This window comes from Prevotella sp. E13-17, assembly GCF_022024035.1.
Classification (GTDB): domain Bacteria; phylum Bacteroidota; class Bacteroidia; order Bacteroidales; family Bacteroidaceae; genus Prevotella.
In genome coordinates this window covers 1,270,161-1,293,521 of record NZ_CP091787.1, presented here as the reverse complement: position 1 = coordinate 1,293,521, position 23,361 = coordinate 1,270,161, and the positions used below count along the sequence as shown (strand labels likewise).

At 41.9% G+C, this 23,361-nt stretch carries 19 protein-coding genes and 1 pseudogene; 16 read left to right on the top strand and 4 right to left on the bottom strand.

Going from position 1 to position 23,361, the window contains the following annotated elements; all coding sequences use genetic code 11:
• Position 1: 1 nt before the first annotated feature.
• The 9 genes from L6472_RS04795 to L6472_RS04755 all read left to right on the top strand — a co-directional run bounded on the left by L6472_RS04795 (position 2) and on the right by L6472_RS04755 (position 11,002).
• On the top strand, positions 2–961 hold the full coding sequence (locus tag L6472_RS04795; RefSeq protein WP_237807498.1) for a TolC family protein: 960 nt from the start codon (positions 2–4) through the stop codon (positions 959–961).
• Between the two features lie 94 nt (positions 962–1,055).
• Positions 1,056–3,164, top strand: coding sequence for a hypothetical protein (locus L6472_RS04790; protein ID WP_237807497.1), 2,109 nt, complete (start codon positions 1,056–1,058; stop codon positions 3,162–3,164).
• Positions 3,165–3,175: 11 nt separating this feature from the next.
• Entirely contained in the window at positions 3,176–4,708 is a 1,533-nt protein-coding gene (locus L6472_RS04785; RefSeq protein ID WP_237807496.1) for a hypothetical protein, read from the top strand.
• Positions 4,705–5,592 carry a glycosyltransferase family 2 protein gene (locus L6472_RS04780; RefSeq protein ID WP_237807495.1) on the top strand — a complete coding sequence of 296 codons (888 nt, stop codon included), beginning with the start codon at positions 4,705–4,707 and terminating at the stop codon, positions 5,590–5,592. Before L6472_RS04785 ends, L6472_RS04780 begins: the two co-directional genes overlap by 4 nt.
• A gap of 3 nt (positions 5,593–5,595) precedes the next feature.
• Entirely contained in the window at positions 5,596–6,789 is a 1,194-nt protein-coding gene (locus tag L6472_RS04775) for a glycosyltransferase (protein ID WP_237807494.1), read from the top strand.
• Positions 6,790–6,792: 3 nt separating this feature from the next.
• Positions 6,793–7,974, top strand: coding sequence for a glycosyltransferase family 2 protein (locus tag L6472_RS04770; RefSeq protein ID WP_237807493.1), 1,182 nt, complete (start codon positions 6,793–6,795; stop codon positions 7,972–7,974).
• A gap of 107 nt (positions 7,975–8,081) precedes the next feature.
• The gene (locus L6472_RS04765) at positions 8,082–8,933 is read left to right on the top strand and encodes an ABC transporter permease (RefSeq protein ID WP_237807492.1); all 852 of its coding nucleotides are present in this window, start codon (positions 8,082–8,084) and stop codon (positions 8,931–8,933) included.
• A 12-nt stretch (positions 8,934–8,945) separates the two neighbouring features.
• Positions 8,946–10,211, top strand: coding sequence for an ABC transporter ATP-binding protein (locus L6472_RS04760; RefSeq protein WP_237807491.1), 1,266 nt, complete (start codon positions 8,946–8,948; stop codon positions 10,209–10,211).
• The gene (locus L6472_RS04755; protein ID WP_237807490.1) at positions 10,211–11,002 is read left to right on the top strand and encodes a hypothetical protein; all 792 of its coding nucleotides are present in this window, start codon (positions 10,211–10,213) and stop codon (positions 11,000–11,002) included. Before L6472_RS04760 ends, L6472_RS04755 begins: the two co-directional genes overlap by 1 nt.
• On the opposite strand, the gene L6472_RS04750 is transcribed toward L6472_RS04755, so the two are convergent.
• Positions 10,995–12,065, bottom strand: a complete 1,071-nt coding sequence (locus L6472_RS04750) for an acyltransferase family protein (protein ID WP_237807489.1) — start codon at positions 12,063–12,065, stop codon at positions 10,995–10,997. The genes L6472_RS04755 and L6472_RS04750 overlap by 8 nt on opposite strands.
• An 85-nt stretch (positions 12,066–12,150) precedes the next feature.
• Here L6472_RS04750 and L6472_RS04745 point away from each other — a divergent pair, with 85 nt between their 5' ends.
• Complete coding sequence (locus tag L6472_RS04745) at positions 12,151–12,939, top strand: glycosyltransferase family 2 protein (protein ID WP_237807488.1); 789 nt, start codon at positions 12,151–12,153, stop codon at positions 12,937–12,939.
• A 10-nt stretch (positions 12,940–12,949) separates the two neighbouring features.
• On the top strand, positions 12,950–13,930 hold the full coding sequence (locus L6472_RS04740; protein ID WP_237807487.1) for a glycosyltransferase: 981 nt from the start codon (positions 12,950–12,952) through the stop codon (positions 13,928–13,930).
• Here the strand turns inward: L6472_RS04740 and L6472_RS04735 are convergent.
• Positions 13,898–14,983, bottom strand: a complete 1,086-nt coding sequence (locus L6472_RS04735; protein WP_237807485.1) for a hypothetical protein — start codon at positions 14,981–14,983, stop codon at positions 13,898–13,900. The genes L6472_RS04740 and L6472_RS04735 overlap by 33 nt on opposite strands.
• 253 nt (positions 14,984–15,236) lie before the next feature.
• Here L6472_RS04735 and L6472_RS04730 point away from each other — a divergent pair, with 253 nt between their 5' ends.
• A complete protein-coding gene (locus tag L6472_RS04730) occupies positions 15,237–16,460 on the top strand; it encodes a sialate O-acetylesterase (RefSeq protein WP_237807484.1) in 1,224 nt (407 codons plus the stop codon).
• A 188-nt stretch (positions 16,461–16,648) separates the two neighbouring features.
• Here L6472_RS04730 and L6472_RS04725 read toward each other — a convergent pair whose 3' ends face one another.
• The gene (locus L6472_RS04725) at positions 16,649–17,497 is read right to left on the bottom strand and encodes a glycosyltransferase family 2 protein (RefSeq protein ID WP_237807483.1); all 849 of its coding nucleotides are present in this window, start codon (positions 17,495–17,497) and stop codon (positions 16,649–16,651) included.
• A 172-nt stretch (positions 17,498–17,669) separates the two neighbouring features.
• Between L6472_RS04725 and L6472_RS04720 the strand changes: the two genes are divergently transcribed.
• The 3 genes and pseudogenes from L6472_RS04720 (at position 17,670) to L6472_RS13620 (ending at position 21,012) form a co-directional block, all read left to right on the top strand.
• Entirely contained in the window at positions 17,670–18,722 is a 1,053-nt protein-coding gene (locus tag L6472_RS04720; protein WP_237807482.1) for a glycosyltransferase family 2 protein, read from the top strand.
• Position 18,723: 1 nt separating this feature from the next.
• A pseudogene (locus L6472_RS04715) lies at positions 18,724–19,827 on the top strand (glycosyltransferase family 1 protein); the annotation flags it as partial.
• Positions 19,804–21,012 carry a glycosyltransferase family 4 protein gene (locus tag L6472_RS13620; protein ID WP_370640908.1) on the top strand — a complete coding sequence of 403 codons (1,209 nt, stop codon included), beginning with the start codon at positions 19,804–19,806 and terminating at the stop codon, positions 21,010–21,012. The pseudogene L6472_RS04715 and the gene L6472_RS13620, both read left to right, overlap by 24 nt.
• Here the strand turns inward: L6472_RS13620 and L6472_RS04705 are convergent.
• Positions 20,975–22,141, bottom strand: coding sequence for a glycosyltransferase family 4 protein (locus L6472_RS04705; protein ID WP_237807481.1), 1,167 nt, complete (start codon positions 22,139–22,141; stop codon positions 20,975–20,977). The two genes, L6472_RS13620 and L6472_RS04705, sit on opposite strands and share 38 nt — an antisense overlap.
• 80 nt (positions 22,142–22,221) lie before the next feature.
• Here L6472_RS04705 and L6472_RS04700 point away from each other — a divergent pair, with 80 nt between their 5' ends.
• Entirely contained in the window at positions 22,222–23,361 is a 1,140-nt protein-coding gene (locus tag L6472_RS04700) for a glycosyltransferase (RefSeq protein WP_237807480.1), read from the top strand.

Here is a 23,361-nt window from a genome sequence, read left to right as displayed (position 1 = left end):
TATGACAAGAAATATATTTTTGACTGCCATTTTAGCTTTTGCTAGCAGCATTTCATTTGGCCAAACATCAGACGAAACTGGTATTAATGCAGGTTTTTTCGATTCAAATTCGCAAACAGGGTTTAACTTTTCCACGTTTAAACTTCCCCCTCTTGCCGTATTGTTTGAAAATGCCAAAATGAACCCATCCATTCTGCAATTGGCAAAAGAACAGGAAATTGCAGAAGCCGAAGTTGTCAAACAGCGCAAACATATATTCTCTTACGTACAAGGTCACGCCAGCTATAGCTACGGTAAAGCCGATATGTGGGGCAACAACTCCTCAGAAATAAGTCCTATGATTTACCAGTTCCAGGGTTCTGAGCAATCTTATTGGAATGTGGGAGTCAACGTCAGCGTACCTTTAGAGGACCTACTTGATCTCGGTCACTCCGTCAAACGAAAGAAATTGTTAGTAGATAATGCACAACTAAAAAAAGATGTTGCCTTCGATGAGCTTAAACTTCAAATTGTTACGCTATATATCCGCATCACCAACAATCTTGTGACACTCAAGAACGCTGGTACTGCTGCAGCCATCGCACAAGGTTCAGAAGCGTTGAACGAACTTGAATTCCACCATGGTAACATGGATATATCAACCTATACCAGTAATGGTATTGAAAGTCAAAGAGCCGTAGATACCTACCAAACCCTTCTGACCCAAATCACGACGGATATTGTCACCCTTGAAATTCTTACCCATACACCTATTATAACAAATACGACAACCGACATAACACTTGATGAAGCTGTTAAAAAGTCGGAGAAACAGATAGAAAAAGAAAACAAAGTCGTGCAAAAACGCATTAAGGCCGAAGTGGAAGAAGAAATAAAAGCTGAAAAGCTGAGAGAAAAAGAATCCGCAAAAGCAGCTAAAGAGGCTGAGAAAATGGCTAAAGAAGCAAAGACAGACAAATAAATTGTTATTATAATCTTTACTCTGCATTATGGATATATTTAGATATATTGTCAGATTTCTATATAAGATTCATCGGTATCTCATCATTTTACCAATGATAGCATTGGTAATTGCATGGTTCTCTACACGCAACATGGAGAGAATATACAATGCGAACACCACTATTTATACAGGTATGATTACCGGTTATAATATCGAAGGTGGGTCTGGTATTGCTGGCGGTAATCCACAAACTAACATGACCAACCTCATGCTGATTATCCAGACAGACAACACAATCCATGAAGTGGCATTGCGTTTGTTTGCTCGCTGCATGATGTATGGCAACCCCAACAAAGACAATAATTACATCTCTGCGGAACATTACCGTCAGTTGATGGCCACAGTACCTGCCGATGTCAAGGCATTAATTAACCATAATAGCGAGAACGACACATACAAGAATCTCAAAGCATACGAAAAGCCTGCTCAGGACAACTACCTGTTTGGCCTTTTGAATTACCACCCTTACTTTAGTATCAATAGTATTACAGGCAGGCTGAAGGTGCTCCAACTTAATGGTAGCGATATCATCGATATTGCTTATTCAGCCAATGATCCTGGTATTTGCTATAACACGCTTGATATTCTGAACGAAGTATTTGCTCGCCAATATCAGCAACTGCGCTATGGAGAAACGCTTAACGTCATCAAGTTCTTTGAGCGTGAGGTAGCACGACTATATCGTGTTCTTACTGGTGCAGAGAACGATCTCATCAAATATAATGTCAAGCACCGTATCATAAACTATGGTGAACAGACTAAATCATTGACTCAATTGGAAATGGAGCAGCAAAACAAAAAGAATGAGCTGCGCATGAATATGGCGACAACAGAAGCTTTGATTGCCTATTTCAAAAAGCAATTGGGTGACAGAGCAAAGATTATAGAATCAAATCAAGAATTCTCTCAATTAGTTCGTGACATTACACGTTTAGAGTCACGTATAGCCAATCTAAAGCTAATGAGTAGCGAGAGCAGCAACAGCAATGAAGCACAACTCGAATTAGCTAAAGCTGAACATCAATTGGAAGAAACAACCAAAAAAGTTAAAGCATTGTCTCGTACCCTCGAATCAGCCAATTATAATACAGATACAGGTATCAAGGCAAACGAATTGATCGACCGTTGGCTTGAACAAGTTATTCTGTTAGAAAGAACTCGAGCTGAGTTTGGTGCGCAAGATATCATGCAGCAAAGTATCGACGAGCAGTTCATATACTACTCGCCCATTGGTGCTACACTCGACCGTAAAGATCGTCACATCGGCTTTATCGAGAGTAACTACATGTCTATGCTTAACTCTTTGAATGCGGCCCGTTTGCGTCAGCGCAACCTCCAAATGTCGACCGCAACATTACGTGTGCTGAATCCCCCCGTATTCCCATTGAATGCGCAGCCCACCAACCGCATGATGGTGCTTCTTGGAGCATTCATGCTAACCTTTGTGTTGACTGCCCTCTACTTCTTTATCATCGAGATGCTTGACCGCACGTTGCGTGACCGCATGCGTTCTGAGCGTATCACAGAGATTCCTGTTATGGGTTGTTTCCCCAAAGAGAGTACCTTGCGCTATCGTCGATTCAATAAGACCATCAGCGATATGGCAGTACGCCAGTTGAGCAAAGCCTTGCTCCCCTACTTCCGTGATGGTCAGCAAAATGTACTCAATCTTCTGTCAACAGATGCCTCGAATGGTAAGAGTTACATCGCTCAAGAACTGGAAAACTATTGGCTAAGCATTGGCTTGCAAGTTCGCCGTTTGACCTACGATGAAGACTTCTTGGCAGATGACAGCCGCTACATCATGGCCAAGGATGTCAAGGACCTTTGTCCCGACATCATGCCTAATGAGATTGCCATTATCGAATATCCCAATTTGAATGATAATATCATTTCCACATCGCTGCTCAACATGGGAACCATCAATTTGATGGTTACCCGTGCCAATCGCACATGGAAGGATATCGACCAGAAGGCGCTTAATGAGTTGGAAGCTCGCTTGGAGAACAAAAACTCACTTTACATGTACCTCACAGAAGCCAACCGTTATTCTGTAGAGGAATTTGTTGGACAGTTGCCCCCATATACACGTTTCAACAACTTCGTATATCGCATGTCGCAACTTGGCCTTACAGCAACAGAGAATAATCAAGCAAAATAAAATATCTTTCTATGACGAATTCGTTTAGAACGATATCTGGCAATTTGGGTGGAGGAAGAGTTGTTGTGCTCTTTCTCCTCTTCTTACTGGCCATGTACGAACTCGTCACTGCGGGCTTCAATGCTTTTGCCATCATCTGTTTATTACCAATAGGTGTTCTTTTTGTTATCACTTCGTTCAAACAGCGAATGTTCACCTTTTGGCTCCTCTGCATTGTCAACTACTTGATCCAATTAAAAGATCTCACCCTTCCTCTTCCGATGTCAATTCCAAATGAGATGTTAGAGATTCTATTACTTGCATTAGCACTAATTGACATCAAGGATTTAAAGATGGAACGCACATTGAACATCATGCTAGCATGTTTATTAGTATGGTGCTCTTACTGCACCTTAGAAATCATAAATAACACTTGCAATCTAGGCATTGATATTGGAGGTTGGTACACCTCTGCACGTATGATGGCATTCCAATTACTGTATGCTTTTTTGGTTTTTTCCATATACATATCAACTCCCCAAATTCTAATTAAATATCTGTATCTCTGGGCAAGTTTAGCTTTATTGGCAGTCTTTTGGGTATGGAAACAACAGAACATAGGTTTCACAGATGCAGAAAATCATTGGATACAAACTAGAGGTCGCTTGACCCATATTTTGCAAGGTGGAACCCTCATTCGCTATTTTTCGATTTATAGTGATGCCGCAAGCTATGGTATTGGCATTGCCTCTACTGCGGTTGCCTTTGTAATCTTTGGCATTACAAGTAAAATCAAGAAATACAGATATTTCTTTCTCATTACCGGTTTGGCTTGTATTTGGGGAATGTTTCCTTCCGGCACACGTACGGCAACAGCTTGTTTAGGAGCAGGTTTCATGGCCTATATTTTCCTATCTAAATCTGTAAAGATTGCAGTTCCGTTCTCCATCTTCTTTGGTATATCTTTCTTTATATTAGCATTCACTAATATTGGTGATGGAAATCAGCAGATACGCCGTATGCGTTCAGCATTTGATCCCAATGATGCTTCTGCTAACGTCAGAGCCATCAACCAGGCTGCCATGAAAAGATATATGAAAGAAGCGCCATGGGGAATCGGAATGCATATTGGCTATGACAATGTTCCTGCGAATAATAAATACGCATTTATGTCAACTATTCCCCCCGACTCGGAATATGTTTTTATTTGGATTCACACAGGCGAAATAGGTATCACCGTATTTATCATTATAACAATTATCATGTTGTTAGGTGCTTGTTGGATTGTTCTCTTTCGTATCAACAGTCCATCCCTACGGGGTATCGGAGCCGGTTTTTGTTGTGCCTTCGTCTCTATGCAGTTAGGAGGCTATGGAAACCAAGTCTTAATGCAGTTCCCCAACTGTCTGGTGTTTTACGGAGGATTAAGTATCGTCTATATATTACCCTTCTTAGAAAAGGGATGGGTAGAACATGAAGAAAAACTTATCGCTTTACAGGAAGAGAAGAAGCGTCTCAAACTGGAAGCTCAAAAGAATAAACGAGTAAAATCAAGTTTCTTTTGAAAAAGAGAATATCTATTATTACTGTCAATTACAACGGTCTGAAAGATACTTGTGCCCTAATTGATTCAATCCCCTTCAATGAACAAATGGAGGTGATTGTAGTAGATAATGCCTCTAAAAAAGACGAGGGTGCAGTCGTCAAGGAGCGCTATCCTCACGTTAAAGTCATCCAAAGCACAGAAAACCTAGGTTTTGCCGGAGGTAATAATTTAGGTATCAAAGCCTCATCAGGCGATTATCTTTTCTTTATCAACAACGACACAGTGCTTCATCCCGAAGATTGGAATCTGCAAGCACTCATCAACCGTTTGGATTCTTCAGAGCAGATTGGAGTAGTATGTCCAAAGATTCGCTTTGCTTGGGATAACCATCCCATACAATTTGCTGGCTACACGCCACTTTCATCCATCACCCTTCGCAACCATTCCATTGGTTTTGGCGAAGAAGACTATGGACAGCACGACACACCCCATCCCACCCCATACGCTCATGGGGCAGCCATGATGGTGAAACGCAGTGTTATAGAAAAGGTAGGCATGATGCCAGAATGCTTCTTCCTTTACTATGAAGAGCTCGACTGGTCTATGATGATATCACGTGCTGGTTATGAAATATGGTATGAGCCAGCTTGCACCATTTATCATAAGGAGAGCCAGACCACTGGACAGAATAGTCCACTTCGCACCTACTACATCACACGTAACAGATTGCTCTTTGTAAAACGCAATTATCAAGGTATCAACAAATACCTGTCATATATATACCTCATCGGTATTGTCGCCACCCGCGACATTATAAAATATTTATTCCAAGGTCGATTCGACCTTATCAAAGCCGTCTGTCGCGGTTTAAAAACTTTTATCTCTCAACTCTCAACTGAATAAGTTATGGATTTCTGGTGGATATTATATATTATTGACTGGGCACTCTTCATCCCAATGGCCATCACAGCAACATATCTGCTGTTTTTTGCTGTAGCTGCACTGTTTAAGCATAAATCGCCAGCTCCCAAAGCCAAGCAAGAAAGTCGCTTCATCGTCATTATTCCCTCATATAAGGACGATGACCGAATCTTCGACACCGTCAACACCATTTTAGGACAGACCTATCCCCAGCGTATGTTCGATGTCGTTGTAGTCTCAGACCATCAAAGCGAGATGACCAATATGCGCTTGGCACAACTTCCCATTACATTACTGACACCCAACTTTGCCGAGAGCTCTAAGGCAAAATCTCTTCAGTATGCCATCATCAATTTGCCCCAGTTCAAGATTTATGATGCAGTGATTGTGCTGGATGCAGGCAATATCGTGATGCCCGAATTTCTTGAGATGATGAATAATGCCTACGAGTCGGCAGGCACAAAAGTCGTACAGGCCCGTCGTGTTGCTCGAAATCTAAACACCTCTATTGCCCGTCTTGATGCCATCTTCACAGAGATCAACAATTCTGTATTCCGTCGCGGTCACATCTCCATTGGTCTCTCGGCTTCATTAGATGGCTCTGGCTATCTGTTCAACTTTGCGTGGTTCAAGCAACATATCATGAAAGTTCATTCATGGGTAGGCGAAAGCAAAGAACTGGAAGCCATGCTGATGCATGAAGGCGTCTTCATTGATTATGCCGACGACATCTTTGTATTCGATTATAAGGCAAGCGAACTGCAGGTCTTCAACAGAGAGCGTGGTAAGTGGATCTACAACCAACTGCATTGTCAGATTGCAAACGTGAAGTATCTCCCTTCAGCTATTATGAATCGCCGATACGACTGGATTGACAAGCTATTGCAATGGACCATGATGCCACGCACCGTCATGATGGCTTTCATCACCATCATGAGTTGCATATTGCCTTTTATCTACTTCACACTGGCCATCAAGTGGTGGTTCTTTGCCGCCTTGACTCTTATGGCATGCTCTATTGCCACCCCCAACTATCTCGTAACCAAAGATTGGGATAAAGATTTTCTCAACGCACCATTGGTTACTATCGGCTCACTCCATCAGTTCATACGTGCTTTTCGAAAAGGCATGAAGATCAGTGTCAACAACATCCATCACAAATTGAACCATATCTCTTAGACGATGAGCATCTGTCCCATCATACATACATTCGACATCCTGCTATGGTTCATCATAGCAGCCAATGTAGCATATATACTTGGTTTTGCATTAACCATTGCTTTACCACCAGTAAAGTGCCACTTTACCACCAGTAAACGACTACAATCCTTCCTGATTCTCATACCTGCATATCATGAAGATTCCGTCATTGCTCACAGTGTAGAGACTATTCTTCATCAAGACTACCCCAAAGAGCTATTTCATGTGGCTGTAATTTCAGACAGCATGTCCACAGACACCAATCAGCTGTTGGCCTCTCTTCCCATCACCCTTCTTCAACCTTCATTCCAGAAAAGCAGCAAGGCAAAGGCATTGCAATTCGCCATGAGCACTATTGAAAGTCCCTATGACTACGTGATTGTGCTGGATGCAGACAACATCGTGGCTTCCGATTTTATCTCACGCCTAAATGCCATCGTCCAACCATCGATGGTCATTCAGTGTCATCGCACTGCCAAGAATTCAGATAGCGATGTGGCTGTTCTTGATGGTGTCAGCGAAGAAATCAACAATACCATCTTCCGCAAAGGTCACAACCGCATTGGTCTGTCTTCTGCGCTCATCGGTTCTGGTATGTGCTTTGATTATCATTGGTTCAAGACCTATGTCAACGAACTAAAATCAGCCGTAGAAGACCGCGAACTGGAAGCCCTCTTAATGAAACAACGCATCTATATCCACTATGCCGAAGACATCTACGTCTGGGATGAAAAGGTCAGCAACAGTGACAATTTCCAACGTCAGCGCCAGCGCTGGATGAGCGGTCAGGTTCAAGCATTTTGCCAAATGCTCCCCTATCTGCCAAAAGCCATCATCGATGGCAACATCAACTACATTGACAAGACCGTCCAGCAGGCACTCATCCCACGTTCCATTCTCCTTATTCTCATACCCATCTTGTGCGTTATTTCCACTACATCATATCTCATTTGGCACACATCATACACAGTGCCACTCATGTGGTGGATACTTCTGTTCTGTCTCTGCTTGGCACTCTTTGTGGCTATACCCAAACAAATGCGCAAACAATCTTTGTTCCCCAAACTACTATCTTTTCCAGCATTAGTATGGAAAATGGTGTTAAACATCCAAAAGATTGACCGCAACAATACAGATTTCATTCATACCAAACATGGACAATAAGCAACAAGTATGTTAATCTTTATTATAAAATAATTATTATAGTATGATCATTAAAGGTATAATAACTATCTTTGTCATAAACAAGAATTAGATAATACAACAAGCATATGTCAAACGATTGGGATATCATCATTACAAATAAAAGTCGCCTGCTCAGCCTTGACCTGAGCGAGCTTTGGCGGTATCGTGACCTCCTGACCATGTATGTCAAACGCGATATCGTCACATTCTACAAGCAAACCATCCTTGGTCCATTGTGGTTTATCATCCAGCCCCTCTTCACCACCATCATGTTTATGTTTGTGTTTGGCGGCATTGCCGGCATATCTACAGACGGCATTCCCCAGGCTGTATTCTACTTAGCAGGCCTCGTCTGCTGGAACTATTTCCAGGATTGTCTCAGCAAATGCTCTGACACATTCAACGCCAACCAGGCCATTTTTGGAAAAGTCTATTTTCCAAGATTGGTTGTGCCTCTCTCCATTGTCATTTCCAATCTCATTAAGATGGGCATTCAGTTCGCACTGTTTTTAGTTGTTTACATCTATTATATCACTTCAGGCATTAATTTTCAAGCCAATGCAGCACTTTTGCTAATCCCACTACTCATCATTATGTTAGGAGCCCTAGGCTTAGGCTTTGGTATGATCATATCATCCCTGACCACAAAGTATCGCGATTTGCGATTCTTGATCACCTTTGGTGTTCAACTTTGGATGTATGCCACCCCTGTCATTTACCCTCTGTCTGTGATGAAGGAGACATATCCCAAATATATATGGGTGTTAGTAGCCAACCCGCTGACAGCCATTCTTGAAACATTCAAATACGCATTCACAGGCGTCGGCGAGTTCAATTGGCTCTATCTGGGCTATAGCTTTATATTTACAATCATCATCCTCTTGCTCGGTATCGTCATTTTCAACCGTGTGCAGCGCAACTTTATGGATGTCATCTAACACAATCGGATTATGAGTAATACTGTCATCGAATTCAATCATGTAGGTAAACAATATATACTGGGCTCCATTGGTACTGGCACACTGAGCCAAGACCTAAACAGATGGTGGGCCAACATTCGCGGCAAAGAAGACCCATACCTGAAGATTGGCGAGACCAACGATCGCACCCAAAAGGGCGACAGCCGATTTGTCTGGGCACTTCGCGATATCAACTTTAAGGTTGAACAAGGCGATGTGGTTGGCATCGTCGGCAAGAATGGAGCAGGAAAATCTACCTTGCTGAAGATTCTCTCTCGCGTCACCTCTCCTACTACAGGCGATATCAAGATAAAAGGCCGTATAGCCTCCTTGCTTGAAGTTGGAACAGGTTTCCATCCAGAAATGACAGGCCGTGAGAATATCTTTATGAATGGCTCTATCATGGGTATGACCAAAGCCGAGATTAAGAGCAAGTTTGACGAAATTGTCGATTTTGCAGGCGTAGCAAAATATGTCGATACTCCTGTCAAACGCTACTCATCTGGTATGATGGTGCGCCTTGGCTTTGCTATCGCAGCCCATTTGGAGCCAGAAATCTTGGTTGTTGATGAAGTTCTGGCTGTAGGCGATGCCGAGTTCCAAAAGAAAGCTATCGGCAAGATGCAGGATGTCAGCAAAGGCGAAGGCCGAACAGTACTATTTGTTAGTCATAACATGGCAGCTGTTCGTAGTCTCTGTACTCGAGGAGTTATGTTAAAAAATGGCATGGTCGATTTTATTGGCAATATTCCTGATACGCTCGATCACTATTTAAAGATTGACGATAGTGCCCAAAAGGAAAAGATTATCGACAATGTGAAGTTTACCAAGAGCACACTGAAAGTCACCAATATCGAAATCAACGGCACTGCTCTCTCCGAATCTACAATTCAGAGCAACCAACGCGAACTGACCATAAAGATCGAGGGACACTCTCAGGAGGACATGAACTACGATGTCATGCTCATTCTTCGCAACAAAGACGGCATGCCCTATGCAACCTATGCCAAAGGTCATTACATGGGCGATATCAAGCACCAGCCTGCTGGCAATTTTACCATTGAGCGCACTATCCTGCTACCAGAGATTCTCACACGTGGTGCAATCTATGTCGATTTATTTCTACATCATCCCATGGTTGAATATCAATTGAAAGCTCCTAACTGCTGCATTCTTGAAACGATAGGCTACCAACAAGGATTCGGTTCTGCAATGAACCAAATTGACAACGGCTTTATGGGCCTCAACGACAAATAATGAAGAAAGTTATATTACTCACAGGATGCATCAATCCCAATGGGATGGCTTTCACACAGTTGAACAATGTCAGTGAAAGGCAAAAGCAGTATATAAATGCCATTCATTTCTACCTGAGTAATACAAATTGCCCAATCGTTTTTTGCGAGAATTCCGATACCGATATTCAGCCGTTCATTGAGAATGCACAAGACAGATTGGAAATCCTCACGTTCTCTGGTAATAAGAACAAGCAACGGGGAAAAGGATATGGAGAAGCAGAAATCATAGAATACGCTCTTTCGCATTCATCTTTTATCCAAGAAGACTGTATCATCATTAAAATCACAGGGCGACTCATTGTTAACAACATCTGTCCAATCATAAAGTCACTTACTTGCAAACAAGACTTCGTGACATGCCTATTCCATTCAGACTTAACATTTGCCGATAGCCGCATCTTCTGCGCAACTGTTTCCTTCTTTTGCGAATTTCTTAATAATAAAGAGCGCATCAATGACTCTGAGAATGTATTCTTCGAGCATATACTGTCCTCTACCGTATTAGCATCATCAATACGGTTCATACCCTATATTGAGGAGCCACTCATCACAGGGATTTCCGGTTCTACTGGCAAGCAATATTGTGCATTATCGACAGACGACAGGAAGAAATATCTTTTTAAACGTTATGCCTGGACCCAAGCAAAGAGTATCTACGTCCTTTCTAAAAATAAACGACAAGGCGTTTTGGAGAGAATCTCATTGTCACTCAAGGTTTTCAAATATACCTTACTGTCGAAACTCATTTAGTTACGATCCGTTTCAACAGAAAGTTTAACAACAAAGGAACACTTATACCGACTATACTATATACTAGCCACCAGCATGAGCTGCCCCACAATGTCATATTCTGAATAACAGGATGCTGTGCAATGTAAGCAGAATCAAGATTATATATCATCACTATCACAAAGCTAACCAACCTAAAACAAATAAAGTGAAGCGCCAGAATAGTTAAAGTATGATTACCTACATAATATAGAATACGTCTAACCACACATAGATTATTATTAATTTTGTCAGATAAATAAAGAGTCAACAGAGATCCTGAAATGGCTGCAATTGAATAAGGAATGACTTTATTAAAGCCACATTCCATTTTAACCACATCTTTGAAATAAATCATTGAAAGCAAAAGAACCAATCCACACAGAATTGCCCCATGCATTGTCTTCAACCAATGGATGTTGGGGACTAAGATTTTTCCCATCATAAAGAATGTAGCCCCCATAGTTCCCATTGCTAATTCACGCCCTAACTCTATATCTGGCATACTTCTTCTTATTAATATCGTTAAAAGAAGAAACAACATGCACATAGACTCGTGCTTAAACCTTACTCTATTCCCCAATAATAAAGAAACCAATGTGATTAGTATTGTTGAAACAAAAAGCGAACGAATAAACCAGAAACCGCCCAATAACTCCTCATAGCCACGCATTGACAAAAGAATAAGTCCAAGACGATTCAGTATATCCCCGATAGTATAAGCTGATGTTCCTCCCTCATAACCATATATTGGGTTGTAAATACCAACCATTAGAAACGTATTGTGAAATGCAAGAAATAATAAGGACCATTTGACAAAGGGGACATATAAACCAGCAACTTTCTTTTTCAAATACAAACAGGCATCGCTCTTATTCAATATAGGCCTATAGAATATGCCAGAACATAAAAAGAATAGGGGCATGTGAAACAAATATATAAACTTATATAACAATAATGGACAACCGGAATGCCCTATCACCATTAGAATAATTCCTAATGCTTTTGCAATTGTTATGTAGTTTTCATGAACTATCTTTCCCATGCTTTTTATGCAAAATTACGAAAAAATATCATAGAACAATCTTCTTTACACAAAAAAAATATATATCTTTGCAAAAAATAAGTAGATGAGATACTCTGTTATTACCATTAATTATAACAATAGAGAAGGCTTAAAGCATACAATTGATAGCGTTGTGTGCCAGACATATAACGAGTTGGAATTCATCATTATTGACGGAGGGTCAACAGATGGAAGTGTTGATATCATAAAAGAGTATGGGAAGCACATCACATACTGGGTTTCAGAGAAAGACCATGGCATATATCACGCCATGAACAAGGGTGTGGCTCAAGCCCATGGTGACTATTGCATCTTCATGAACTCTGGTGATTGTTTCCAATCTCCAAACGTATTGGATTTCTTAAAAGACTATCAAGAAGACATTATCTGTGGAAAAGTATTTAAAGGCGGATCTTCCATACCATGCGGACATAACAAGCCAACTATCACTCTAGTTGACTTAATGAGAGGCAGCCTTCCCCATCAAGCAATGTTTATCAAAAGAGATTTGTTGGTTAAGCACCCTTACGATGAGCGTTATAAGATTCTTTCCGATTGGAAATTCTGCCTAGAGACAATCGTTCTCGATAACTGCACATTCCGAAATATTGACATTGTAGTTGCAGACTATGACACCAACGGCATCAGTACAAATTCAAATGGCTTACTTCCAAAAGAAAGAGAACTTATTCTCAAAGAAATGTTCCCATCACGAATTCTTGCAGACTATCAACGCTTATACCCTGTCGATGATGAACTTCTCGACCAGGCACGACTATTGACACAGACAATAAGAGCCAGAAAATTGGTAAAACGTTTTTCGAGTCTGTTATTACGACTAATCAATAAATAATCGGGAAGTAATGGATGTAAGTGTTATTATACCTGTATATAATACCGAGAAGTATTTACCTGCCTGCATCGACAGTGTTCTCGCACAAACAGGTGTCTCTTTGGAGATAATACTTGTTGATGATGGTTCTACAGACTCATCACCATGTATCTGTGACAAATATGCAGAAGAATATGACAACATCACAACCATCCACATTAAAAACTCTGGACCAGCTACTGCCAAAAATGAGGGACTCCAACTTGCTCAGGGCAACTATATTGCGCTTACGGATAGTGACGACAAGATGGAGCCATTGATGCTTCAGAAAATGACAAGTGCTGGTTATGAGCACGATGCCGACATCGTTTGCTGCAATTACATGCAGATAGACGAACAAGGAAATATCTCTCATCTCAATAGCACCAACCAAATATATGTTCTTAATCACGAAGAAGGTCTTATCCACTTCTTCTCGAAAGACAAGATCTACTCCCAATGCTGGACAAAACTCTACAAGCGCCAGATGCTGAATGAGCATCACATCAAAAATGATCCAGGCCTACACACTGATGAGGATTTCATCTTCAACATACGTGCATTCATCAGAGCCCAAACAACGGTTATTGTTGATGACCCTTTGTATGTATATACCCATCGAGAAAACTCGTTAGCACGTGATTACTTCAAAAAGAACATTAGCCAGTATATTGATAATCGTATTCAAAGAGTGAAAGTCACTCAAGATTCTGTCAGAAACGAGTCAGATGCCATCAAACACTGGAGTACTGTACATGTTATCATGTATTATAACGAACTATTGGGCAAAGTTGCACTCTTTCCTGAATATTATTCTGATAAACGCATCAACAACATTATCAATTTCATCAAGAAGAACAAATCTGTTTTAAATCGTCACTACAACCTTTGCGGATTCAGCATGATTGGTAAGATTCTTATCAGCTACCTTCCCAATAATCTATATTTGAGATATAGAAGAACCAGAGGCTGATGATGCGATTTGAGTATATGCATCATATAGTTTTCCTGCTATAGCCTGAGTTGAATACTCGCAAAGTTGCCCTTTTCTATTTTGAACTCCCATTCCCGTCTTTGAAAGCAAGAATGCCTCCTTTACGCACTTTTCGACATTCTTCAAATCATTAACAGAGAACACTGGATAATGCCACTGGTGTAACAAAGGGCCAACATTTCCACAATCAGGTCCCACTACCACTTTACCAAAAAGCATCGGCATTAAGGCATTTCCAGAATTAAGAATCTTCAACCTCGGTATAAAAACAATATCAGCAACACCATAATAGTAAGGAAGATTCTCATCACTAACAGCACGCCACGTACTACCCGTACAATAGATATGAAAGCGACACTTATAATACCATTTCAAGAAACGTTTATGAAGCAATCGGAAAGAATGCCACCAAATATTCATAAAACTTGGGGCTAATATAACAATTCTCTTATCTGCAAGTTGTTTACTAAGAGTGAGAATTAAGTTTCTCTCTTGCTGGGCTCGAAAAGTACCAAAACACAAAATGTAAGTACGATCTTCTGGCAAATCTAACTTTTTGAGAGATTCTTCCCTTGTTGGAAAATGGGTATAAACAGTATCGTAGAGGTGATGAGGCAATAGATAATGGGCAGCATTAGGATACTTCACCTCAAAAAGTGTTTTACTATAGTTACCAAGATGGAAGATTGCGTCACAGTTAGAATAAACAATCTTCATTGACTCCGCCTTGTCGGTAAACTGGTCATAATGAGGTTCTAAATCATGACATGTAGCCACAATCTTAACACCTGAAGATTTCATTTTCTCAATATGATGCAGAAGATCTGCCTCTGTATGAGGATCCTTTCCCATAAATGTCTGAGGCCAATGAAAATGAACGATATCATACGAAAGGATCTCATCGCTCCAAAAGTTATCTCTACCCCAGCCCATACTACAATCCGGATGAGATTTTTGAATTCCTTCTATCAGAGTGTATATATACGGATTCCCTGCATTCCAAGGATCCTCATGAACCATAAATACCTTCATCGCCACTATTTCATTTCCTAATAACTACAAACACATATACAATGTTACGTCATACCTTTTAGAAACATTTTTCTTCTGCAAATATACATCTTTTCATGTAATTAGTTACTATTTTTTTTATAAAAACACTTTCTTTGCTTAAAAATGGTGCAACAACACCTTTAAGCGTTGGGAAACGCATACACATTATAACATTTTTATTCTATCAATAATCTTATTCTAAAAAGTTTTGTAACTTTGCAAACTGAACAAGATGTCATCTTTATACATGAAACAACTGACTGCGTATATACTGCTTTTTACAATCCTTCTGTTTACCGCCTGCCAGGAGAACTTCGAGCATAAGACGGTGGTTTGCATTCCCGTCTATGGACAGAGCCTGGCATTAGGCGAAGAGGCAGAACGTATGACGGATTTCGATTCTTTGGCAGCCTATGCCAATGGACGAATTGTCACGGAGAATCTTGATCATAAATTCGGCTATTTCGACAACGACCCTAAGAAACAATGGTTCAAAAAAACTATTGGTTATCAAAAGCGTGCCTACGAGCTTTCTCTCTATAAAATGGCAGAAGTGTTAGCCGATCAGTTTGGAGAGGACACCCTGGTTTGCATCTTCCCTGGCGGACAAGGTGCCACAGCCATTGCCAACCTGAGTAAAGGCACACAGCCCTATCAGCGATTTATCGAGAATGTCCAAACGGCTTATGAGACGGCGCAGGAGCGAGGATGGGACTTTGTCGTTCCTGCCATCTGCTGGATGCAGGGCGAATCAGACATTGTTGACTATCCCAGCACCAACTATCACGACATGCTGACGCAGATATGGAAGGACATGAATGACGATATTCTCCAGATTACTCACCAGAAAGATAGCATCCCTTTCATCTGTTACCAAGCTAATTCACTAGGCAGAGCCGTTGACTTCAAGCCCGAAGCATACGAATGCAGGGAGACTGAGGTGCCACAAACTTTCGTCAATCTCTTGCAAAACAATCCTCGTTTCTGGGCAAGCGGCCCGACCTATCCCTACAGTTGTGTCAACGAGAAAATACATATCGATGCCAAGGGTCAGCAAAGCATGGGCATGCTTGCCGCACAAACGGCACTAGGCATCATGAAAGGTAGCGAGCGCTTCCGTGGCCTCATCCCAGTAAAGACCTCTTTTGAGGATAACAATGTCACGATAGAGCTCAACGTTCCCACACCTCCCTTGACACTCGACACCACACAGGTTCGCAAGGTTAACCTTTATGGTTTCAGCGTTATCAATCAGAAGAATCAGGATATTGCCCAAAACATCATTCTTGAAGGTAACACCATCAAGATCCATTGCTCGGAATCGCCCGCTGGTTGTCATGTCCGTTATGCCGTGAATGGTGACTATATGAAGAGTGGCAATCAGCATGGACCTCGCGGAAACCTGCGCGATGCTAAGGGAAACTGGTGCTATCAGTTCGATATGCCATTGGAATAAGGATGCTTTTCTCATTGAAAAGCGTTACTATAACAAGTGAAAAGCTATACTTTTCTCTCCCAAAAGCGTTACTTTTTCATTTGCCGACCTAGGTCGGCAAAAAGAAAAGAGCAACTATAGTATCAGCAAACCATAGGTTTGGAGGCTTCAAACACATCGTTTGGAGGCCCCAAACAGTTCGTTTGGCGCTACTTTACCAAATTATCTTCGGAATCTTCGTAGTGATCAGTCTTGTGGAAGATGCGGGTAATGCCCTTCAACTGATAGCGAGCATGCTCTACAAAGCTCTTAAAGACTGACTGTTTGCCAAGTGTACCATATCCCGTCATAGGGCGCACTTTGCGATTATAAAGGAAAGCAATCCTACCGAATGGCTTCAGCGACAAAGCCAATGAGCCATCCTCGCCACGACGAATATCTGTGCGTATCTGCACTTGGCGCGCATAGTCGGCACGGAAAGCAAAGGTCATACCGCGGATACATAGCTCTGGGCGCTTGAAGTGCTGTAACCAAAGAAAGGTATCGCGCATGAACTCAAACCAGAACAAGCTCCACGCAGAGTGATTCTCATCGGGATAAAAGCTCCAAAAAGTGCCAACACAAGAGACATCAGGTTTCGTTAGCACCTCCATCATCTTATCAACATAGCATGACGGATAGAGTGTATCAGCATCAATAAAGAAATGATATTTTCCTCGAGAATGTTCCAATCCACACCTGCGAGCAAAACCAGGACTTTGTTTTGATTCATTAAAATAAGGAACACCTAAGGACTTAAGGACATCCTCCGTTCCATCCTCAGAATTATTATTTACTCCAATAATCTCCAGTGGATATTCAGACTGCAAATGACTCAACGACCACAAGCATGCTGGTATGCGCCGTTCCTCATTATGTGCTATAACAACAATGCTCACTAATGGCGTATCACTCTGTAAGGAGCGCAGATGCAGACGAATGTCTTCAACGACATCTTTGGACACCTCACTGAATGGTTTGTCATAAATGGTCATGTATCTACTGTACCAATTTGCCATAGTCATTCCATTTTTTACTTCGCAAAAATACAAAAAAAACGTATTAACGACAAGAAAAATAGTGTAATTTTGATAAACGTAAGACAGACTTAATGATAAGATATAAAATAATTCATAATAATTTGGAGTTGTCGCTAACTTTTTGTAATTTCGCCCAAAATAAGTTTCAATAATGGAAAAAGAATACAAAGTCACAATCGGAATGCCTGTCTATGGCGTAGAGAAATACATCAGGAAATGCATTCTTTCTGTGCTTAACCAAAGCTTTGAGGGAGAGACAGAGATATTGGTTGTTGACGATCTTGGACCTGACAGATCTATGGATATTGTCCGTGAACTACAAGCATCTCATCCCAAAGGATCCACAATACGAATTCTTACACAACCACAAAACATGGGCTGTTGGGCTGCAAGAAACAGAATTCTGGACGAAGCTCAGGGTAAGTACCTCCTGCTGGTTGACTCCGATGACTATCTGGCAGAGGATGCTGTGGAGAAGATGTATGAAGCAGCCGAGAAATATGAAGCTGAGGCTGTTTATGGTTCTGTGGAGTCGGTAGATGAAGAAGGACGCTCATCGAACTTCAGTCAGGGCGACATGAAACTTCCTTTTAAGACGCTTCTCGGCAAAGATCTCTTGGCGAGCTACGCCAATCAGAATCTGCATGCCACCCTCTACAATTTTATTTGGAACGTGCTTTTAAGAACAGACTTTATCAAACAGCACCATCTTAGATTCCACGAGACGCGTTTTGCCGACGACATTCTATTTGAAACAGACATGCAACCCCTGATAGAGAGAGCAGTTTTGTTGCCCGACGAGACTTACTTCTATGTCTTGAGGCCTGGTTCCTTGTCTAATTTCCAACTGAGAAAAGAGATTAAACTGGCAGAGATAGAGCAATACATTAAAATATACTCATACATCAAAAATCAGGTGAAAGAGCTCAAAGATAAGCCTTATTACGAGACACGATGTGCCAAGGTGATGATCTACATGTTCTATATCATCTGTGGTGCGCTCAAGAATAGAGACAAGATAACGCCTCGACTGACTGACAAGGCTATTCGTGATGCTATGAGGCATCCTATTGGACTCTGCGAGATACTTAAGTTTAAGACTAACCGAATGGCTAATCTCGGGTTCTGGCTGATTGGTGCATTGCCACCTGCATGCTCTGTTGCTGCACTGAAGTTTGTTGCCAAGAAGAAAAAACTAATCTAAGATGAAGGTTCTTTTCCTCATATTCCACGGATTTGACCCCAACAACGGTATCAGCAAGAAGATCACCTATCAGTTGGAAGCCTTCAGGGCCAATGGGCACGAGGCACACCTCTGCTATATGGACGAGACTGACCACAAATGCCGTATAGTGGACAATCAAGTCATCGTGGACTATGGCAATGGCATCAAGGGAAAGATACTGAAACGCATTGAGTTTGACTCCATTGTGGACTATGCCGTTAAAGAGGGCATTGAGTTCGTGTATATCCGTTCTAATCATAATGCCAACCCTTTTACCATCCGCATGGTGAAGCGCATGAAGAAAGCCGGCATGAGGGTCGTGATGGAGATTCCTACCTACCCCTACGACCAGGAATACTTCAACAAGTCGATGCGTCGCCAACTGATTCAAGACAAGCTATTCAGACATCAGTTTGCCAAGAAACTGGATGCCATCGTGACATTTGCTGAAGAGGACTTCATCTTCGGGCAACAGACTGTCAAGATTTCCAATGGCATAGATTTTAAATCCGTAAGACTCAAACATAAAGCCATTCATCCCGACGATGAGATACACATGATTGGTGTGGCCGAGATACATCGCTGGCACGGATTCGACAGAGTGCTCAAAGGGTTAGCAAACTACTACTTTACACCCCGTAAAGTTAAGGTTTACTTTCACCTTGTGGGCTATTTCTTTTCACCAATTGAAAAGGAAGAGATCACGCAGCTTATTCAGGACAACCATTTGGAGCCTTACGTCATCCTTCATGGCAAAAAGCATGGAGCAGAATTGGACGAGGTGTTCGACATGTGCGACTTTGGCATTGGTAGTCTGGGGCGCCACCGCGTGGGCATCGACGACATCAAAACCCTGAAGAATCGCGAGTATGCAGCACGAGGTATTCCGTTTGTCTATTCAGAAACAGATACGGATTTCGACAAGCGACCATACGTACTGAAAATGCCTGCCGACGAAAGCGCAATCGACATAGAAGCGCTGATTGATTTCTACCGCCATCTATCCGTCTCGCCACAAGACATCAGAACCTCCATTGAGCATCTGTCGTGGGAGAACCAGATGAAACGAGTTGTGGATGCTATTTATCACCAAGAGAGAAACTCCAAAAACTTACGTCTAGCATACTGCATCCCATCACTTGACCACTCTGGTGGTATGGAACGGGTGTTGACAACCAAAGCAAATGAATTGGCAGAGCGACTGGGCTACGATGTTAATATCATTATTACTGACGACAAAGGCACAAAACCCTATTTCCCCTTATCGGAGAAAGTCAACATCATTCAGTTGGATATCAATATCGACAATCTGTGGCAGTACCCCATTTGGAAACGCTTATACCTCTACCGCAAAAAAATGAAGGAATACAAGCACAGACTGGAGTTGGTGCTCAACAGATTGCAACCGGATATCACCATCTCACTGCTGCGCAGAGAAATCAATTTCTTGTGCGACCTAAAGGATGGCAGTGCAAAAGTGGGCGAGATTCATTTTGGACGCTATAAGTACAGGGAAGCCAACTTTGGATTTCTGCCAGCCTTCGCCAACCGAATGATTACCAACAGGTGGATGGCACAACTGGATAAAAAGGTGAAGCGACTTGACCGTTTCGTCGTACTGACCCAAGAAGACGCTTCAAATTGGAAAGGACTCCACAACCTTCTGGTGATTCCTAATCCCATAACCATTCAAAGTGTGGGGACGCCTGACTATACACAGAAAACGGCTATTGCTGTTGGAAGATACACCTATCAGAAAGGATTCGACCTGCTGATTGCCGCATGGAAGATGGTGCACGAGAAACATCCAGACTGGAAATTGGATATTTACGGCGGAGGAGACAAAGAGCTGTATCAACAACAGGCCGATGCACTGGGACTTCAAGCTGTTGTCAAATGCAACGGCCCAGTTAATATGATTCAGGAGAAATACCTGAACAGTTCAATCTTTGTTCTTAGCTCGCGTTTTGAAGGTCTGCCCCTGGTACTGATGGAAGCAATGGCAACAGGCCTTCCTTCGGTAGCATTCTCTTGTCCATGCGGACCGAAAGACCTTATTCACTCTGGAGTTGATGGTATCTTATGCGAAAATGGAAACACCGAGGAATTGGCCAATGGCATTTGTCGTCTTATCGAAAATGAAGCGCTAAGAGCAGAGTTAGGACAAAAGGCTGCCTCAAGCAGTCAACGTTTCTCACTTGAGAGTGTCATAGAGCTGTGGGATTTGCTTTTCAAAGAGATTGGTAGAAGGCATGCCAAAGAGGCATGATGCAATCAGGAAGATAGTGTGCAGCCTCATCTCGAGCATTGATAGACATTCGCTTACGTTCCTTTGTCTCGTCAATCATTTTACACATAGCCGCAGCTAAACTTTCGGTATCATCTTGAGGCACAAGAATTCCCGTTTTTCCATCCTTGATAATAGATTTAGGACCATACTTGCAATCGAAGGAAACAACAGGTAACCCACAGGACATCGCCTCTATCAAAACTAATCCGAAAGACTCGAAGCGCGATGACATCACATAAAAATCACTCTTCTTATAACAAGCATACACATCTGCAGTTGCATGATGAAGGAAGGCATTCTTTATACGCAACCTGTCTATCATAGACTGCAACTGCTCGAAATCACCTGCATCGCCATCATGGCTTCCGTAGATATGCAAGGTCCATTCGGGATGTTGTTTTTCTACCATACGCCACGATTCGAGCAGCATGTCATACCCTTTCTGATAGGCATATCGCCCCACACTAATCACGCGATGATATGTTGCAGAAGCATCTTTTTCGTCTGCAGGATAAGAAGGTAGCATATTCGGAATATATACCACCTTATCATCCATCTTCCATTCTGCTCTTTCGGCCTCCGACATGACAATGACCTTGTCGAATTTACGAATAGAACGGATCAGTTTATCTTTTACAATTCGTTCTTTCTTACGCTTATATGAATTTCTTATTTTCTCCAAATCAGCAACATAAGCAGAAAGCCCACCATGACATTCAACCACCTTAACGGCATTTGTGTTAATAGATAACACCGCTTTCAAGTCAGCAAGGTGCATATCAACGCATGTAATGACGTCTGGCGAAAGGGATTCCAGACATTGGCGAATGGCTTTAATATACTTTCTTTTACTGAAAAAACGATCTATGTACTGATATATTCCTCGATAAGAACAACGAAGAAGAAATCTTGTTGACAAGTCAATATGATGTACTTTTTCGGAAATCGAAAAAGAAAAAGGGGCACCATACTGATTGCACGTAATCAAGTAAACCTCATAATTAGCATCTTCTGCCAGAAGGCTTAGTCGTTGGGAGAGAACACGTTCCACTCCGTTAAGTGACCTCATATTATTGCAAAGGAATGCTAACTTTCTTTTATTATTCATCGAATGATTACCGATTATTGTGCAAATATACGGATTTTATTTGAAACCATCAATTATTTTTTGTATTTTTGCGAACGAATATGAAACATATCTGCTTTTTAGTAGACTCGATATTCACTGTTGGCGGCGTGCAACGAGTGACAAGGGTAATTGCTGAGGAATTGGCAAAAGACTTTGACGTGACCATTGTGACACTTGACCAGCCTCCACTGATCAGGAAGGATGACATGTTGACCATTCATCATTTTGCTTATCCAGACACGCCACAATGGAAGCTACCGCTCTGCAAGGCATATAGCTATTTGTATCGTAAGTTCCTGCCACAAAACAAATTCACCTCTGCGCTTTATGCTCACAGTTCTTTTCCTGCAGAGAAGAGGAAAGCTCTGGCAAAGGAGCTGCAGCAGGGACATTATGATGTCATCATAGGGGTGCATGCGCCATTGGCCGTGCGCTTGGCAGCATGCAGGAAGCAATTGAATGGTACGAAATTGATTGGATGGATACACAATTCGTATGAGGCGCTATTTGGAGAGGCTTCTCGCTATCTTGGCCCGGAACTAAGAAAGCATTATGAATGGCAACTATACAAGCTTGATGAGACGGTGGTGCTCTGTCAACATGACGCAAAGGCATATCATATCCCCACGAAGGTTATCTACAACCCATTGACGCTCATTCCTGGAGAACCTTCAAAGGGGACATCCAAGAAGTTCCTAGCCGTGGGACGTTTCTCGCCACTGCACAAGGGATTCGACTTGTTAATTCAGGCTTTTGCCCTGTTTGCAAAGAAAAACAGCGAGTGGACGCTCGACATTGTGGGCGAAGGTGACGAGGAGCAATCATACAGAAGTCTGATTGCTCAAAACCATTTAGAAGACAGAATCACCATACATCCATTCACAGATCATATTCAGACGTATTATTCCGAAGCGCAGGTCTATGTACTAAGTTCACGCTGGGAGGGGCTTCCTTTAGTTTTGATAGAAGCAATGGCACATGGTCTGCCTATTGTATCGTCAGACTTGAATGTGAGCAAAGAAATCATGGATGGCTTCGGACTTTACTTTAAGAATGGTGATGTCGCTGATTTGGCACGCTGTCTGCAACAGGCTACTGCGATTGACTGGAGCCAGAAATCAAAAGAGGCAATGGCTATTGCATGCAGATTCGACATCAAAGCGATTGCTGCACAATGGCAAAACTTGATAAATGAATAA

Bases quoted from the DNA above. Each gene is read 5' to 3' on its own strand.
- L6472_RS04795 (WP_237807498.1), top strand. From the start codon at position 2: ATGACAAGAAATATATTTTTGACTGCCATTTTAGCTTTTGCTAGCAGC.
- L6472_RS04790 (WP_237807497.1), top strand. From the start codon at position 1,056: ATGATAGCATTGGTAATTGCATGGTTCTCTACACGCAACATGGAGAGA.
- L6472_RS04785 (WP_237807496.1), top strand. From the start codon at position 3,176: ATGACGAATTCGTTTAGAACGATATCTGGCAATTTGGGTGGAGGAAGA.
- L6472_RS04775 (WP_237807494.1), top strand. From the start codon at position 5,596: ATGGATTTCTGGTGGATATTATATATTATTGACTGGGCACTCTTCATC.
- L6472_RS04770 (WP_237807493.1), top strand. From the start codon at position 6,793: ATGAGCATCTGTCCCATCATACATACATTCGACATCCTGCTATGGTTC.
- L6472_RS04765 (WP_237807492.1), top strand. From the start codon at position 8,082: ATGTCAAACGATTGGGATATCATCATTACAAATAAAAGTCGCCTGCTC.
- L6472_RS04760 (WP_237807491.1), top strand. From the start codon at position 8,946: ATGAGTAATACTGTCATCGAATTCAATCATGTAGGTAAACAATATATA.
- L6472_RS04755 (WP_237807490.1), top strand. From the start codon at position 10,211: ATGAAGAAAGTTATATTACTCACAGGATGCATCAATCCCAATGGGATG.
- L6472_RS04750 (WP_237807489.1), bottom strand. From the start codon at position 12,065: ATGGGAAAGATAGTTCATGAAAACTACATAACAATTGCAAAAGCATTA.
- L6472_RS04745 (WP_237807488.1), top strand. From the start codon at position 12,151: ATGAGATACTCTGTTATTACCATTAATTATAACAATAGAGAAGGCTTA.
- L6472_RS04740 (WP_237807487.1), top strand. From the start codon at position 12,950: ATGGATGTAAGTGTTATTATACCTGTATATAATACCGAGAAGTATTTA.
- L6472_RS04735 (WP_237807485.1), bottom strand. From the start codon at position 14,983: ATGAAGGTATTTATGGTTCATGAGGATCCTTGGAATGCAGGGAATCCG.
- L6472_RS04730 (WP_237807484.1), top strand. From the start codon at position 15,237: ATGTCATCTTTATACATGAAACAACTGACTGCGTATATACTGCTTTTT.
- L6472_RS04725 (WP_237807483.1), bottom strand. From the start codon at position 17,497: ATGGCAAATTGGTACAGTAGATACATGACCATTTATGACAAACCATTC.
- L6472_RS04720 (WP_237807482.1), top strand. From the start codon at position 17,670: ATGGAAAAAGAATACAAAGTCACAATCGGAATGCCTGTCTATGGCGTA.
- L6472_RS13620 (WP_370640908.1), top strand. From the start codon at position 19,804: ATGAAACGAGTTGTGGATGCTATTTATCACCAAGAGAGAAACTCCAAA.
- L6472_RS04705 (WP_237807481.1), bottom strand. From the start codon at position 22,141: ATGAATAATAAAAGAAAGTTAGCATTCCTTTGCAATAATATGAGGTCA.
- L6472_RS04700 (WP_237807480.1), top strand. From the start codon at position 22,222: ATGAAACATATCTGCTTTTTAGTAGACTCGATATTCACTGTTGGCGGC.